Here is a 14,426-nt window from a genome sequence, read left to right as displayed (position 1 = left end):
GCTTAGCTGGCGAAAAAGAAAAAAAATAAAAATTCGCTTGACTCAGAATGGGCCGAACGGACCCCCAGTCAGAGACATCCTTTTGATAAGGACCTCTCACAAGCCATTGAAATAATTATATAAATCTTGTCATCGCACTGACATAAGCCCAAGCCGCCAGATTAACCATCGCGATGACAGAAGTATGAATCCGAAAAGCCCGGCGCAAGGGCCGGGCTCTCGATTAACAGATTTTTCTTAGCCGGATTAGGCCGAAAGCGACTTTACGCGCTGCGCAAGACGCGAAACCTTGCGCGATGCAGTGTTGGCGTGCAGGACGCCCTTGGTGGCTGCGCGCATCAGCTCGGGCTGAGCTGCCTTGAGCGCTGCGGCTGCAACTGCCTGGTCGCCGGTTGCAATCGCTTCTTCGACCTTGCGGATGAAGTTGCGAACGCGCGAACGACGGGCCTTGTTCACTGCGGTGCGGCGTGCGATCTTGCGGGTCGCCTTTTTCGCCGAAGTTGTATTGGCCATTTGTGCCTCTCTTCGAAAACTGACATGAACTCCGCCCCTCGCCGTGCCGGGTCACTGCGACCTGTCATCAAAGCAATTCGGGAGTATTTCCGGAAAGCCCAGAATGGCGTTCCAAACTGAGGGCGGCGTATAGCGGGAAACCGCCGCCCCGTCAACGCGCAATTTCCAGAATCTGCGCGCCGTGCTCTGGGCTAGCGATGTTTGAACTCCGGTTTGCGCTTGGCGACGAAGGCGGCCATGCCTTCCTTCTGGTCTTCGGTCGCAAACAGCGAGTGGAAGAGCCGACGCTCGAAACGCAGGCCTTCGGCAAGCGTCAGCTCCAGCGAGCGGCTTACGGCCTCCTTGGCCATCATCACCGCGGGCAGCGAGAAGGAGGCGATCTTCTCGGCAGCGGTGAGCACTTCCTCCATCAATTTCTCCGGCGCCACCACACGCGAAACGAGTCCCGCGCGTTCGGCCTCGGCCGCATCCATCATCCGGCCGGTCAGCACCAGGTCCATGGCCTTCGCCTTGCCGACGGCGCGCGTCAGGCGCTGGGAGCCGCCCATGCCGGGAATGACGCCGAGGGTGATTTCCGGCTGGCCGAACTTCGCGGTCTCGGACGCAATGATGAAGTCGCACATCATCGCCAGCTCGCAGCCGCCGCCAAGCGCGTAGCCGGAAACGGCAGCGATCAAAGGCTTGCGAGCTGCCGCCACCTGGTCCCAGCCGCCGATGAAGTCGCCGAGATAGCTGTCGACGAAATCGAGCGCCTGCATCTCCTTGATGTCGGCGCCGGCGGCAAAGGCCTTCTCCGACCCGGCGAGGACCACGGCGCCGATCTCCTTGTCGGCGTCGAAGGCCTTCAGCGCCGCAGCAAGCTCGCGCATCACGGTCGAGTTCAGCGCATTCAGCGCCTGCGGACGATTGAGCGTCACCAGGCCGACGCGGCCGCGTGTTTCGACCAGCAGCGTTTCGTAGGTCATTTCTGTTTCCTCCGGTTCATGCACCAGACCGCTCACGGACTGGCGTTCATTTCTGGCAGTGCGGGCAATAGAAGGTTGAGCGTCCCGCCTGCACGATGCGGGCGACCGTACCGTCGCAGCCGGGCGTGCGGCAAGCCTGTCCTTCGCGGTCATAGACGGAGAAGGAGTGCTGGAAGTAGCCGAGCGAGCCGTCGGCCTGGATATGGTCCTTCAGCGACGATCCTCCGGCGGCTATGGCATCGGCGATGACCTCGCGGATCGCATCCGTCAGGCGCACGAGCCCCTCCTTCGGCTTGCCGCGCTTGTCGACGAGCGCGCCTGCCGGTTTCAGCGGCGACAGGTGCGAGCGCCAGAGCGCCTCGCAGACATAGATATTGCCGAGACCGGCGATGTTCTTCTGGTCAAGCAACGCCGCCTTCAGCGGTTGCGCCTTGCCGGAAAAGCGTGCGGCGAGATAGGCGGCATCGAGCACGTTTCCGGTCGGCTCCTCGCCGAGCGCGCGGAAATAGGCGTGGCTCGCCACCGTGTCGCGGCGAGCAAGGTCCATGAAGCCGAAGCGGCGCGGGTCGTTGTAGATCACCCGCACCGGGCCTTGCGCACCGTCGAGATGGAAGATGACGTGATCGTGCTTTTCATCCTTGCCGCGCGGATGGTGGAATTCGCCGGGCGTTGTTGCCGCCGGCCCCACCTCGATGCGGAAGGAACCGGACATGCCCAGATGGGCGATGATCACGTCACCGGCTTCCAGATCGATCATCAGATACTTGGCGCGGCGCGACAGCGAGACGATGCGCTGGCCGGCAACGGTCGAGGAGAAATTCTCCGGGAAGGGAAACCTCAGATCCGGCCGGCGCAATTCCGCATTCACGAGCAGCGCCCCTTCCATGGTCGGCGCTAGGCCGCGCTTGACGGTTTCGACCTCGGGCAACTCCGGCATGAATGCACTCCTTCGATCTCAGCCACCGGATGCGGTGGTTGGCATTTCCTTGGCGGCCTTCTTATCCTATAGGGGTGCGCTATGCCGCAGCCGCAGTCCCGCCCACGAGATAGCGTGTGACGGGCCTTTTCGCTATGGTGCCGGAAAAATTGGTTCAGGTGGAGTTCTTCGTATGACGGATCAGCGCGTATCGGCCGATGGCGGCATGGAAACATCTTTCGGTTTCCGCAACGTCGGCACGGGCGAGAAGCAGCCGCTCGTCAACGACGTCTTCCACAAGGTGGCCAAGCGTTACGACATCATGAACGACGTGATGTCGGCCGGCCTGCACCGCGCCTGGAAGGATGCGATGATTGCGGCCCTCAACCCGCCACGCCGCGAGGGCTACAGGACGCTCGATGTTGCCGGCGGCACCGGCGATATCGCCTTCCGCATCATCGAAGCCTCCGACCGCAAGGCGCATTCGACGGTGCTCGACATCAACGGCTCGATGCTGGCCGTCGGCGCCGAGCGGGCCGAGAAGAAGAAGCTCTCCGCCAATCTCGATTTCGTCGAGGCCAATGCCGAGGACCTGCCTTTCGAGGCCAATACCTTCGACGCCTATACGATTGCCTTCGGCATCCGCAACGTGCCGCGCATCGACGTGGCGCTGAAGGAGGCATACCGGGTGCTGAAGCGCGGCGGCCGGTTGCTGGTGCTGGAGTTCTCCGAAGTGGAGATGCCGCTGCTCGACCGCTTCTATGATGCTTGGTCGTTCAACGCGATCCCGAAGTTCGGCAAGCTGATCACCGGCGATGAAGCGCCCTACCAGTATCTGGTGGAATCGATCCGCAAGTTTCCGAACCAGAAGGACTTCGCGACGATGATCAAGGAAGCGGGCTTCTCGCGCGTCTCCTTCACCAATTACACCGGCGGCATCGCAGCGCTGCATTCCGGCTGGAAAATCTGATCCCGATGAGCACGCCTGGAGCATATATCCGCCTCGCGCGGATCGGCTGGGTTCTCGTGCGCGAAGGCGTCGTCTCGGCCGTCCCGACGGAGCACCTGCCACCCTTTGCCCGTTTCGCCCAGAAGGCGGCCGGACTTTTGGCGCGGCGCAGAGTGCCGGGAGAGGAGCGTAGCGACCGGCTGTCGCGCGCCGTCGCCCGGCTCGGCCCCTCCTATGTGAAGATCGGCCAGTTCCTCGCAACCCGCCCCGACGTCGTTGGCGCGGAGTTTGCCGCAGACCTGTCGCTGTTGCAGGACCGCATGGCGACCTTCCCGCAGAACGAGGCGAAGGCCGCGATCGAGGGATCACTCGGCCGGACGGTCGACGATCTCTATGCCGAGTTTTCCGAGCCGATGGCCGCGGCCTCGATCGCTCAGGTGCACCCGGCGATCGTGATGCGCGACAGCGGCCCTGAGAAGGTCGCGGTCAAGGTCATCCGTCCAGGCGTGCGGCAGCGCTTCGCCTCCGACATCGAGGCGATGTATCTCGTCAGCCACATGCAGGAGCGTTTCCTGCCCTACACCCGCCGGCTGAAGCCGGTCGAGGTGACCAAGACGCTGGAACAGACGACGAAGATCGAGATGGATCTTCGTCTGGAGGCGGCCGCCCTTTCCGAGCTTGGCGAGAACACCAAGGACGATTCCGGCTTCCGCGTGCCGAAGGTCGACTGGGAGCGGACCGGGCGCGACGTCGTCACCATGGAGTGGATCGACGGCGTCAAGATGTCGGACATCGAGGGCTTGAAGGCCGCAGGCCACGACCTCAACCTTCTAGCCGAAGTGCTGATCCAGTCCTTCCTGCGCCACACCCTGCGCGACGGCTTCTTTCATGCCGACATGCATCAGGGCAATCTCTTCGTCGACGATGCCGGCCATATCGTCGCCGTCGACATGGGCATCGTCGGCCGCCTCGGCAAGAAGGAACGCCGGTTCCTGGCCGAGATCCTCTTCGGCTTCATCACCCGCGACTACCAGCGCGTGGCCGACGTGCATTTCGAGGCGGGCTATGTGCCTTCGCACCACGACGCTGCGAGTTTCGCCCAGGCGATCCGCGCGATCGGCGAGCCGATCCACGGCCAGCCGGCCGAAACCATTTCGATGGCGAAGCTGCTCACGTTGCTCTTCGAGGTCACTGAGCTCTTCGACATGCAGACCCGCCCCGAGCTCGTCATGCTGCAGAAGACCATGGTGGTCGTTGAAGGGGTGGCTCGCACGCTCAATCCGCGCTTCAACATGTGGAAGGCCTCCGAGCCGGTCGTCGGCAAGTGGATCCGCGACAATCTCGGACCGAAGCGCATCGTCACCGATTTGCGCGACGGCCTGCATGCCGCACTCAGGCTGGCTGAAGCCGCGCCCGAAATCGCCGCCCGCACGGAGAAGTTTTCGAGCGAGATCATGGCGATGAGCGAAAACGGTCTGCGCTTCGACGCCGAGACCGCGCATGCGATCGGCAAGGCGGAAGCGAAACACACGCGCTCCGGCCGCATCGCGCTGTGGCTCATCGCCGCCACGCTCGCCTATATCGCCTGGCAGGTGACCTGATCCCGCCCGCGCCCGAACCGGCGCGGCGGGCTTGTCTTTCTACCCACGCTTGCTATCCTTCCCGCATGGATAATCGCTCTATTCTCACCATGGTGCTTTGCGCGCATACCCCAGGGGTGTGCGGGAGACCTGTTGCGCTGACTTAAGCGAAATGTCCCCCACCAACCCTGCCGAGGCGAGCAGGGTTGGGACCTGTTTCCTCGGAACCAAAGAGAGGAAACAATGACCGACGCAAACGACCCTTCAGATATCAACATCCGCGCGGCCCGCGTCGTCGATTTCGAAGCGATCGCGGCGCTGATGAGCCAGCCGGGCATCCGCTCGGGCACGCTGCGCCAGCCGTTCGCCACCCCGGAACAGACACGCAAGTGGTTGGAGAGCCTCTCGGACGACAGCGTCGTCATCGTCGCCGAGCGCGCCGACCGGATCCTCGGCATGGCCGGACTGCATCGCAGCAAGGGGCGCCGGCATCATTCCGCGGCCCTTGGGATCAGCGTCGACGACGACCATCGCGGCGAGGGCATCGGTAAGTCGCTGCTGACCGCTCTGATCGACGCCGCCGATAACTGGCTCGGCATCAGCCGCATCGAGCTTACGGTCTTTACCGACAACGAGCCCGCTATCGCACTCTACCGCAAGGCCGGCTTCGAGATGGAGGGTACGCACCGGGCCTATGCGCTGAGGAACGGTGTGCTGGCCGACGTGTTCGCGATGGCCCGCATTCGTGAGCCTGCGGCGCCGAAGGCCGCTTGAAGGCCGCAACGGCCGGCAACCGGCACGGACTGTGGCCGGCCGATTGCGATCCAGCGCAACCGCCGGCAGCATCCTGTTCCATCCGGAACTGCGAATATCTCGGCTTCATGCGACTTTCGTCTCATGGATGACAAAGGTTCATCCCAACCCATCCGGAGGAGAGATCATCATGCGCAAGTTCATCGTCGCAGCCGCTGTCGCCATTACCGCTGCCATCTCCTTTGCAGCACCTTCGCAGGCCGGTGGCATTTCGATCGGCTTCGGCAACGGCTACTACGGTCATGGCTGGAGCGGCCGTGTCGGCTACGTCGGCAGCTATTATGGCGGACCCTACTACTACGAGGACGAACCCTATTGCTTCCTGAAGACGGTGAAGCGCTACGACAGCTACGGCAACCGCTACTACAAGAAAATCCGCATCTGCCGCTAAGCGACAGAATGAGGGAGGGCGCTTGAGAGCCCGGCCGCGGTGCGGCCGGGCTTTTGCATTCCGACATCCACTGACGTCAAAACGATTCCGCTGCGAGGAAATCTGGTGTAGCTCGGATGCCGAGCCATTCTGAATTCCGCAATCGAGGAGGGTCGGTCATGGATCTTGGTATCGCCGGAAAACGTGCGCTGGTGCTTGGCGGCAGCAAGGGGCTGGGGCGCGGTATTGCCGAGGCTCTCGCCGGCGAAGGCGTCATCGTGGCGCTCACCGGCCGCGACGCGACATCGGCGGCCAAGGTGGCAAGCGACATCAGCCCTTCGGCGCGCGGCTACGCCCTCGACCTCTCGAAGCCCGAAAGCCTCGATGGCCTGCTGGACCAGCTCGAAGCCGATTTCGGCGCGATCGACATTCTGGTGCTGAATGGCGGCGGGCCGCCGCCCTCACCTGCCTCGGTCATCGAACCGGACTTCTGGCGTTCTCAATTCGAGACCATGGTGCTGGCCGGCATGCGCATCGCCGGCCGGCTGCTGCCCGGCATGCGGGAACGCCAGTTCGGGCGCATTATCGCCGTCGCCTCCACCAGTATCCGCGAACCGATCGTCGGGCTCACCGCGTCGAATGCGCTCAGAAGTGCGGTTGCCGGCTGGCTGAAGACGCTCGCCGGCGAGGTCGCTGCCGACGGCGTGACCGTGAACCTGCTTCTGCCCGGAAGGCTTGCCACAGACCGCACGCTCAGCTTCGACCGGATGGACGCCGAAAGCGAAGGGCTCGATATCGAGACGGTCGCAGCCCGCAGCCAACGCGACATCCCGATCGGCCGCTACGGCACGCCGGCGGAATTCGGGGCGGCCGCAGCCTTCCTCGCGGGCCGTCAGGCAAGCTACATCACCGGCGTGGCGCTGCCCATCGATGGCGGCCTCAGCCGCTCGATGCTCTGATACCGTTCTGGACATTTCCGCCGACGGATTGGGGTGAGCTACGAAGGCGAGGTCATACCTCTTCCCGACTGTCATCGCCGATGAGCGCCGAGAGGTCTTCGGCCAACCGCGTGACCAGCGCGCCGGCCTCGGGCCGGTAATAGAGGGCGATCTCCATCGTCTCGATCATCGGCAGTCCTTGCTGCGGCCCCACCGTCCGGTGCCGGTCGTGGACGACGCGGGCCGGCAGCAGGCTGATGCCCAGCCCATCGGCGACCGCCGACTGAATGCTGGCGAGGCTGGAACTGGTATAACTCACGCGCCAGCGTCGCCCTGAGGCATCCAGTGCCGCCACCATGTCGTCGCGATAGAGACCGCGCGGCGGAAAGACGACGAGCGGCAGAGGATCGAGCGCCAGAACAGGATGGGCGGCGCTGTCGATCCAGCACAGGCTTTCCTGCCACTGTTTCACGGCATCGCCCGTGCCGCGGCGCTGCTTGACGACGACGATATCGAGCTCGCCGCGATCATAGAGCGACCGCAGCTCGCGGCTGAGCCCGCTCGTCACTTCGAGCCTGACATTCTCGTGGCGGCGGGCAAAGGCCGCGAGTGTGCTGGTCGTGCGGCCGGCGGCAAAGTCTTCGGGCAGGCCGAGGCGCAGCGTCGCGGCAACCGATGCGCCCGAGAGAAGCTGCCGCACTTCCGCGTCCAGCGCCAGCATGCGCCGCGCATAGCCGATCAACTGCTCGCCCGCTTCCGTCAGGCGGACCTGGCGATGGCTGCGTTCGAGCAGCCGATGGCCGGCCTGCTCTTCCAGCCGCAGGACTTTCTGGCTGACGGTCGACTGGGTGGAATTGAGCCGGCCGGCCGCAGCGGTGAAACCGCCGCAATCGGCCACCGCCGCGAAGGCTTTCAGCAGATCCAGATCGAAAGGTTGAGCATTCATATTTCCACTTGATAGCATTCATACATTTAATTTCCAAATGATTGCGGCACTGCCTATGGTCGCACACGGGAGGGCCACGCCGAGCGCGGGAGACGTTCGGCGACGACGCGTGTCTTGCGCCCTTGAAAAGGTCACGGATCGGCTCAAGTAAGCACGAGATTGCGATGAGCAAGAGCGGCACGGATGGAGCCCTTTCGAGGTTTCCTCGTCCGCTCTTAACCGGAACCATTGCGATCAACCGACCCATTCGGCCGGCCCGCATGATCGGAAAGAACAAATGCGACCAAGACTTTTCGGCTCGCTGATCGGCGCATCCATTGCCGCCTTCAGCCTTGCACCTCAAACCGTGGGGGCCTCGATGCTTGAAAACCAGCTGATCTCCGCCGCCGAGACCGGCGATCCAGACAAGGTCAAGGCGCTGCTCAAGGAAGGCGCGAGCATCGAAGCGCGCGACGCCAGCGGTGCGACGGCGCTGCTCGCCGCCACCCATGAAAATCGCGTCGATGCGGCGCTTGCCCTGATCGAGGCCGGCGCCGACGTCAACGCCAAGGACAAGATCCAGGACAGCCCCTATCTCTATGCCGGCGCGCGTGGGCATCTCGACATCCTGAAGTTGACGCTTGCCAATGGCGCCGACCTTAAGAGCACCAACCGCTATGGCGGAACGGCGCTGATCCCGGCCGCCGAGCGCGGCCATGTCGAGACCGTCAAGACCTTGATCGAAGCCGGCATCGACGTCGATCACGTCAACCGCCTCGGCTGGACCGCGCTGCTCGAAGCCATCATCCTCGGCAGTGGCGGTGAAAAGCACACCGAGATCGTACGCCTGCTGATCAAGGCCGGCGCCGACGTGAACCTTGCCGATGGCGAGGGTGTCAGCCCGCTGACCCATGCCCGCCAGCGCGGCTATGGCAAGATCGAGAGGCTGCTGGCCGACGCCGGCGCACGCTAGAAAGAACTCTCATGACCCAGGAACAGACCTATCTGGCCGAGGCAGTAACGCTTGCCCGCCGCAACATCGAGAAAGGCGGACGCCCCTTCGGCGCCGTCGTCGTCAAGGATGGCGAGATCGTCGGTCGCGGCGTCAACGAGATGCTGTCATCCGGCGACCCCACCTCGCATGCGGAACTGAACGCGTTGCGTTCCGCCGCCCAAAACCTTCGTTCCCCGCGGCTCGAAGGCGCCGCCGTCTATGCCAGCGGCCAGCCCTGCCCGATGTGCCTGGCGGCCATGCGCATGGCCGGGATCACCGAGATCGCCTATGCGAACTCGAATGCCGACGCCGAACCCTTTGGCCTCTCGACCGCAGCGATCTATGCGGAACTGGCAAAACCGCTCGCCGAGCAGGCGATGCGCTTCCGCCATGTGCCGATCGACGATGCCGAAACGACACCGCTTTACGCCGCCTGGCAAGAGCGCCAGGCCAAGGCTTGAGTCGTCGGGCCAACGCCCGGCCATCACGTTGCGAATAGCCCCGAGGCGGCCGACGGCCGCCTCGGGGCTATTCTGTTCATGCCGGGCCCCATTGGGAATCGACGCCCCCTTGCCGAACACACGTGCCGGCTGTAATCGCATAGGCGTTTCTTCCTTTTGCGCCGCCCCATCCCTTAAGGAGACCGGGCGGTTTCCAGCCAGCAGGTGCCTGTGATGACTGCCTATTCCGAAAAAGCCGGCCGCTTCGTCGCGCTGCTTCTCATCGCGGGCTCCGGTGTGGTGACGATCGCCAAGGGCATGAGCCTGACCTTCCTTGCAATCCGCCTCCAGCGTGACTTCGGCCTCAACCCTGCCAGCATCGGCGCGTTGATCGGCGTGGGGCCGCTGCTCGGCGCGATCGTCAGCCCCTTCGCCGGCACGCTCTCCGATCGGATTGGCCGAAAAGGCGTGTTGACCGTCGCACTCTTCATGGCCGGACTTGCGCTGGCCGGGCTCGGACTGGCACAATCGATCGCCGCCTTCGCGCTGGCCCACATCGTTTCCGCCGTTGCCGCCGCCGTTTTTGAACCGGTCGCGCGCGCCTTGATGAGCGATGCGGCGCCTGAACATCTGCGCCTCAAGGTTTTCTCCTGGCGTTATCTCGCCATCAATGCCGGCTGGGCGATCGGGCCATTGATCGGCGTATGGGTCGGCGCTGCCTATGTGACGCTTTTCGTCATCGCGGGCGTCATCCACGCAGCCTTCGGTCTCGTACTCTTGCTCACGGTACCGGAGGCCAGCAGCAGGCAGGCTATCGAAGCCGAACGAACGTCAGGGAGTGCCGGTGGCTGGCGCGGACTTGTCGCCGCCTTGCGTGACCGGCGCCTGGTCTTCTTCGTCGTCGGCGGCACGCTGCTTCTCGCCGTTCACGGTCAGTGGTCCGTGACCCTGTCGCAGTATCTCAATACCGGCTTTGAGGACGGCGTCACGCTTTTTGCGCTGCTGGTTTCGACCAACGCGGTAACGGTGCTGGTCGCCAGCACGCCGGCCCGCTTCGTCATCGAACGGATCGGCGCCCTGCACGCGCTGTCGCTTGGCAGCCTGCTGTTCCTGATCGGCGAAATCGGCTTTGCCGCCTCGTCCGGAATGGAAATGCTCGTCGCCTCGATGATCCTTTTCACCATAGGCGAGGTGCTGGTCGTGCCGTCGGAATATGTGCTGGTCGACGGAATTTCGAACGCCGGCAACCGCGGCACCTATTTCGGTGCCCATTCGCTCTCGACGTTTGGAAACTTCCTCGGGCCGCTCACCGGCGGCCTTGCGCTTGGCGCCGTCGGCGGCGCCGGCATGTTCCTGCTGTTCGGGGCATTTGCGGCGGCAGGTGCGCTTCTGTTTGCGATCGGCCATTCCATGCCGCCGCCGCGTCCTGAGGCCGCGCGCACCACGGCGCTCGACGATGGCGCCGCCACGGGAGACCTGCTGCGGCTGGGGCAGTTCGCTTGACACCGGTTATAAGCCGGTCGCAGGCGACGCGTTGATCTGCTCCTGCACCCGTTCGAGTGGCCCCGGCGCCAGTGCTGCCGGCGGCTGATACGGATTGGAGAAGGCGTAGATCAGGAACAGGATGATGCCGGTATAGGCGCCGAAGAGGCAGAGCAGCAGCAGGTTCCGCCGTCTCGGCGGATAGGCATAATAGGCGAGCGCGATGAAGATCACACCGGAGAGTGCCGCGAACCAGAAGATGCTGTCGATCGAGTCCGCGACGTTGCTTTCCCGCTTGGTCCGGCTCTGCGAAACGTCGTGCAGCCGCTCCAGCATCTGGCTGCGCAGGCTCTCCTGACGCTTGTCGGCGGGCACGAGGTTCAGCACATGCTGGTAGGCCTTGTCCCAGAACGCCCAGGCCTCATTTGAAAGACGGCCCTTGTCCGCCAATGATTGCCACTCGCCGTCGATCACCTGGGACACGTAGGCGGATATCGCCTGCTGGATCGGTGCCTTGAAGCCTTCACCGTAGCGTGCGGCATCATAGTAGATGTCGGCGATAGCGCCGGCTTCGGTCGCCATTTCGTATTTGAGCTGCTGGTACTCGACCATCTCCTGCGCGAACACGAGCGCAAGGATCAGGCCATGCAGTGCCGAGATCCGGAAGATGACCGAACTGGCCAGCTCCTTTTCATGGCCCTCGGCCTCGCCGCCCATGATCAGCCGCATCAGGAAGTACGCAGCAAGCGTCAGTGCGACCGTGCCACACACGAAGAGTGCACCGAGCAGCATCTCGACGATCATGTCCCCTCCACAGCCCATTCTCCTGCCGCGGGCCTTCGTCAATTCTGAGCCCACGACCGGCGAAAGACAACTGCACGCCCCGGACCAGGCCCTGGGCGGCTGTCTTGCGGCTGGCCGAAACGCTATGCTTGCAGCGCCATCCGCCCGTCTTGCCACCATTTCGACACTGCCAACGCCTAAGCACCGCGCCAAAACTGGAGTAAAAACAAGATCATGAGTGTGCCAAGCGAACAGACAGTCCTCAAACAATCGATCACGGCCACCGTCGTCGTCGGGGTGACGGGCGTTATCTTCGGTCTGCTATCGGGCTCGGTCTCCATCGTGTTCGACGGCGTCTTCTCGGCCGTCGACGCCTCCATGACCTTGCTTGCGCTTGGCGTGACGCAACTGATCCCGAAGCCGAGCAAGCGCTTCCAGATGGGCTTCTGGCACATCGAACCGATGGTGCTGCTCTTCAATGCCGGCCTTCTGACCCTGCTTTCCTTCTACGCGATGGTGAACGCCGTCGGCTCCATTCTGTCGGGCGGCAATCACCTCGCCTTCGACTGGGCGATCGCCTATGCCGCCGTCGTCGTGGTGATCTGCGCCTTCATGTTCTTCTATGTACGCCGGGCGAACCGGCCGATCGGCTCGGAGTTCCTGGCGCTCGACGTGCGCGCCTGGGCGATGTCCGGCGCGATTACCTCCGCCCTGCTCGTCGCCTTTGCGATCGCCGCCGCCTTGAAAGGAACGGCCTACGAATACGTCACGCCCTATGTCGACCCGGCGATCCTGATCGTGCTGACGCTCTGCCTGATCCCGCTGCCGATCCGCACGGTCTTCCAGGCGCTGAAGGAGATCTTCCTCGTCGCACCCGCCGAGCTTGACGAGCGCGTGCGGCAGGCAGCGGCGAACGCCGTCACACGCCACGGCTTTGCCGATTACCGCACCTATGTCGCCAAGGTCGGGCGCTCCAAGACGATCGAGGTCTATCTGATCGGAACGCCCGAAACCAAGGTCGGCACGCTCGCCGAACTCGACCGGATCCGCGCCGAGATCGGCGAGGAGATCGGTGATCCCGGCCATGACCGCTGGCTGACGATCGCCTTTACCGGCGACGCGCGCTGGGCGGAATAGTCCCGTCAGGAAAGTTCGATCCGCCTGGTGATGCCGATCGCCTCCAGGAAGGCCCAGTCGTGGCTGACGACGAGCAGCGCGCCGTCATAGGCCCTGAGCCCCGCCTCGACCGCCTCGATGGAATCGATATCCAGATGGTTGGTCGGCTCGTCGAGGATCAGGAGCTGCGGCGGATTGCGACCACCGAGCACGCAGGCCAGACCGGCCCGCAGCATCTGGCCGCCGCTGAGGCTCGAGACGACCTGCAGGGCAGCATCGGCCCGGAACATGAAGCGGGCGAGCGCTGCCCGGCAATCGTTCTCGCTGGCATCAGGATTGAGACCCCGAAAATTGTCGCGGATAGAGAGCGCGGGATCGAGCAGGCTTACCTTTTGGTCGAGCATCGCGTGATCGACCAGCAGGCGCACGCTGCCGGACCATGGCTGTAGATCACCCGTCAGCAGCGACAGCAGGGTCGTCTTGCCCGAACCGTTGCGGCCGGTAAGCGCAACGCGCTCCGGCCCGACGATCGAGAGCGACAGCCGGTCGACGACCGGCTTCCCCCGTTCATAGCCGACGCCGACGTTATCGACCTGCAGGACACTGCGACCGGCAGGCAGTCCGGTCGGCGGCAGGCGAACAGTCAGCGGCTGCAGGATTTCGATGCGCTCGCGCGCTTCGACGAGATCGCCGACCGCCTGGTCCCGTCGCCGGTCCGCAAGGCGGGCATTGTCGCCGCCGGTCTTTTCGCTCCGCTCCTTCCTGGCGTCGAGCAAGAGCAACGGTTCGTCGCCCTTCGCGCGCTTGCGGCGGCCGGCGGCATCCTTGCGCGCCTTGCGTTCGGCCGTCTCCTGGGTCTTGCGCTCGACCTCAGCCAGACGCCGCTCGGCATCGGCGAGATCGTGGCGAGCAGACGCCAGCTCGATCGCCTTGCGTTCACGATAGTGGCTCCAATTGCCGCCGTAGGTGGTGGCGCCGAGCGTTGTCAGTTCGACGATTGCGTCCATCTCTTCCAGGAGTTCGCGATCATGGCTGACGACGATGGCGCCGCCGCGCCAGCCCGCCATCAGCGCAGCGACGGCCGCCCGCCCCTCGCGGTCGAGATTGTTGGTGGGTTCGTCGAGCAGGATGAAGTCCGGCTCCTTGAAGACGAGCGCGGCAAGCTTCACGCGGGTCATCTGCCCGCCGGACAAGGCGGCAAGGCGCGTTTCCGCCGAAGCGTCCAGACCGACGCGCGCCAGCGCTTCCTCCATGCGGGCCTCCAACGTCCAGTCGGCGGAAGCCAGCTCGTCCATGGTGGCGCCCCCCTCTTCTGCTTTCTGCAGAACCGCAAGCGCGTCGGTGACGCCGAAGAGATTGGCGACGGTCTCGTCGGCCGCGACCTGAACGGTCTGGCTGAGCACGCCGAGGCTACCGACGACGCTGACCTTGCCGGCCTGCGGCGCCAGCGATCCCTCGACCAGTCGCAGCAGGGTGGATTTTCCCACGCCGTTGCGACCGACAAGGCCGGTGCGAACAGGGCCAAAGCTCAGGTCGAGATCGGAAAGGAGGCTTCGGCCCTCAGGCGTGGACCACGAAATTTGGGAGAGTGAAATCGAAGCAGGCATGGATACGGTTTTCCCTGATGGCAAGACGGTTCGGC

General features: G+C 64.1%; 15 protein-coding genes. 9 read left to right on the top strand and 6 right to left on the bottom strand.

The window, feature by feature from the left end; genetic code table 11:
• Positions 1-246: 246 nt before the first annotated feature.
• From rpsT to mutM, 3 genes are all read right to left on the bottom strand, one after another.
• Entirely contained in the window at positions 247-513 is a 267-nt protein-coding gene (rpsT, locus tag IB262_RS08790; RefSeq protein ID WP_034797494.1) for a 30S ribosomal protein S20, read from the bottom strand.
• A 191-nt stretch (positions 514-704) separates the two neighbouring features.
• Complete coding sequence (locus IB262_RS08785; RefSeq protein ID WP_060580650.1) at positions 705-1,478, bottom strand: enoyl-CoA hydratase; 774 nt, start codon at positions 1,476-1,478, stop codon at positions 705-707.
• Positions 1,479-1,524: 46 nt separating this feature from the next.
• Positions 1,525-2,415, bottom strand: coding sequence for a bifunctional DNA-formamidopyrimidine glycosylase/DNA-(apurinic or apyrimidinic site) lyase (gene mutM / locus IB262_RS08780; RefSeq protein WP_034797500.1), 891 nt, complete (start codon positions 2,413-2,415; stop codon positions 1,525-1,527).
• A 172-nt stretch (positions 2,416-2,587) separates the two neighbouring features.
• On the opposite strand from mutM, the gene ubiE reads away from it, so the two are divergent.
• From ubiE to IB262_RS08755, 5 genes are all read left to right on the top strand, one after another.
• Positions 2,588-3,364, top strand: a complete 777-nt coding sequence (gene ubiE, locus IB262_RS08775) for a bifunctional demethylmenaquinone methyltransferase/2-methoxy-6-polyprenyl-1,4-benzoquinol methylase UbiE (RefSeq protein ID WP_034797505.1) — start codon at positions 2,588-2,590, stop codon at positions 3,362-3,364.
• A 5-nt stretch (positions 3,365-3,369) separates the two neighbouring features.
• Entirely contained in the window at positions 3,370-4,944 is a 1,575-nt protein-coding gene (ubiB, locus tag IB262_RS08770; RefSeq protein ID WP_090300967.1) for a 2-polyprenylphenol 6-hydroxylase, read from the top strand.
• Positions 4,945-5,166: 222 nt separating this feature from the next.
• On the top strand, positions 5,167-5,697 hold the full coding sequence (locus IB262_RS08765) for a GNAT family N-acetyltransferase (RefSeq protein ID WP_112974802.1): 531 nt from the start codon (positions 5,167-5,169) through the stop codon (positions 5,695-5,697).
• A gap of 169 nt (positions 5,698-5,866) precedes the next feature.
• Positions 5,867-6,127: a hypothetical protein gene (locus IB262_RS08760; RefSeq protein ID WP_034797516.1), complete on the top strand. Its 261-nt coding sequence runs from the start codon at positions 5,867-5,869 to the stop codon at positions 6,125-6,127.
• A gap of 158 nt (positions 6,128-6,285) precedes the next feature.
• On the top strand, positions 6,286-7,065 hold the full coding sequence (locus IB262_RS08755) for an SDR family oxidoreductase (RefSeq protein ID WP_112974801.1): 780 nt from the start codon (positions 6,286-6,288) through the stop codon (positions 7,063-7,065).
• A 52-nt stretch (positions 7,066-7,117) separates the two neighbouring features.
• On the opposite strand, the gene IB262_RS08750 is transcribed toward IB262_RS08755, so the two are convergent.
• A complete protein-coding gene (locus IB262_RS08750) occupies positions 7,118-7,990 on the bottom strand; it encodes a LysR family transcriptional regulator (protein WP_112974800.1) in 873 nt (290 codons plus the stop codon).
• Positions 7,991-8,348: 358 nt separating this feature from the next.
• Here IB262_RS08750 and IB262_RS08745 point away from each other — a divergent pair, with 358 nt between their 5' ends.
• The 3 genes from IB262_RS08745 to IB262_RS08735 all read left to right on the top strand — a co-directional run bounded on the left by IB262_RS08745 (position 8,349) and on the right by IB262_RS08735 (position 10,906).
• The gene (locus tag IB262_RS08745) at positions 8,349-8,942 is read left to right on the top strand and encodes an ankyrin repeat domain-containing protein (protein ID WP_192493526.1); all 594 of its coding nucleotides are present in this window, start codon (positions 8,349-8,351) and stop codon (positions 8,940-8,942) included.
• Positions 8,943-8,953: 11 nt separating this feature from the next.
• Positions 8,954-9,424: a nucleoside deaminase gene (locus tag IB262_RS08740; RefSeq protein WP_112974799.1), complete on the top strand. Its 471-nt coding sequence runs from the start codon at positions 8,954-8,956 to the stop codon at positions 9,422-9,424.
• A gap of 213 nt (positions 9,425-9,637) precedes the next feature.
• Positions 9,638-10,906 carry an MFS transporter gene (locus IB262_RS08735; protein ID WP_060519722.1) on the top strand — a complete coding sequence of 423 codons (1,269 nt, stop codon included), beginning with the start codon at positions 9,638-9,640 and terminating at the stop codon, positions 10,904-10,906.
• Between the two features lie 6 nt (positions 10,907-10,912).
• Here the strand turns inward: IB262_RS08735 and IB262_RS08730 are convergent, their stop codons facing one another.
• Positions 10,913-11,689: a DUF4239 domain-containing protein gene (locus IB262_RS08730; protein ID WP_034797523.1), complete on the bottom strand. Its 777-nt coding sequence runs from the start codon at positions 11,687-11,689 to the stop codon at positions 10,913-10,915.
• Between the two features lie 213 nt (positions 11,690-11,902).
• On the opposite strand from IB262_RS08730, the gene IB262_RS08725 reads away from it, so the two are divergent.
• Positions 11,903-12,805 carry a cation transporter gene (locus IB262_RS08725; RefSeq protein ID WP_210333109.1) on the top strand — a complete coding sequence of 301 codons (903 nt, stop codon included), beginning with the start codon at positions 11,903-11,905 and terminating at the stop codon, positions 12,803-12,805.
• A gap of 5 nt (positions 12,806-12,810) precedes the next feature.
• Here the strand turns inward: IB262_RS08725 and IB262_RS08720 are convergent, their stop codons facing one another.
• Positions 12,811-14,391 (bottom strand): ABC-F family ATP-binding cassette domain-containing protein, encoded by a 1,581-nt coding sequence (locus IB262_RS08720; protein ID WP_112974798.1) that lies wholly within the window; start codon positions 14,389-14,391, stop codon positions 12,811-12,813.
• Positions 14,392-14,426: the final 35 nt, after the last annotated feature.

The organism is Ensifer sp. ENS02 (assembly GCF_014851885.1).
In the GTDB taxonomy this organism is placed as follows: Bacteria; Pseudomonadota; Alphaproteobacteria; order Rhizobiales; family Rhizobiaceae; genus Ensifer; species Ensifer adhaerens.
This window is presented reverse-complemented; position numbering and strand designations above follow the sequence as displayed.

Coding starts and splice junctions, on each gene's coding strand:
- rpsT (WP_034797494.1), bottom strand. CDS start 513: ATGGCCAATACAACTTCGGCGAAAAAGGCGACCCGCAAGATCGCACGC.
- IB262_RS08785 (WP_060580650.1), bottom strand. CDS start 1,478: ATGACCTACGAAACGCTGCTGGTCGAAACACGCGGCCGCGTCGGCCTG.
- mutM (WP_034797500.1), bottom strand. CDS start 2,415: ATGCCGGAGTTGCCCGAGGTCGAAACCGTCAAGCGCGGCCTAGCGCCG.
- ubiE (WP_034797505.1), top strand. CDS start 2,588: ATGACGGATCAGCGCGTATCGGCCGATGGCGGCATGGAAACATCTTTC.
- ubiB (WP_090300967.1), top strand. CDS start 3,370: ATGAGCACGCCTGGAGCATATATCCGCCTCGCGCGGATCGGCTGGGTT.
- IB262_RS08765 (WP_112974802.1), top strand. CDS start 5,167: ATGACCGACGCAAACGACCCTTCAGATATCAACATCCGCGCGGCCCGC.
- IB262_RS08760 (WP_034797516.1), top strand. CDS start 5,867: ATGCGCAAGTTCATCGTCGCAGCCGCTGTCGCCATTACCGCTGCCATC.
- IB262_RS08755 (WP_112974801.1), top strand. CDS start 6,286: ATGGATCTTGGTATCGCCGGAAAACGTGCGCTGGTGCTTGGCGGCAGC.
- IB262_RS08750 (WP_112974800.1), bottom strand. CDS start 7,990: ATGAATGCTCAACCTTTCGATCTGGATCTGCTGAAAGCCTTCGCGGCG.
- IB262_RS08745 (WP_192493526.1), top strand. CDS start 8,349: ATGCTTGAAAACCAGCTGATCTCCGCCGCCGAGACCGGCGATCCAGAC.
- IB262_RS08740 (WP_112974799.1), top strand. CDS start 8,954: ATGACCCAGGAACAGACCTATCTGGCCGAGGCAGTAACGCTTGCCCGC.
- IB262_RS08735 (WP_060519722.1), top strand. CDS start 9,638: ATGACTGCCTATTCCGAAAAAGCCGGCCGCTTCGTCGCGCTGCTTCTC.
- IB262_RS08730 (WP_034797523.1), bottom strand. CDS start 11,689: ATGATCGTCGAGATGCTGCTCGGTGCACTCTTCGTGTGTGGCACGGTC.
- IB262_RS08725 (WP_210333109.1), top strand. CDS start 11,903: ATGAGTGTGCCAAGCGAACAGACAGTCCTCAAACAATCGATCACGGCC.
- IB262_RS08720 (WP_112974798.1), bottom strand. CDS start 14,391: ATGCCTGCTTCGATTTCACTCTCCCAAATTTCGTGGTCCACGCCTGAG.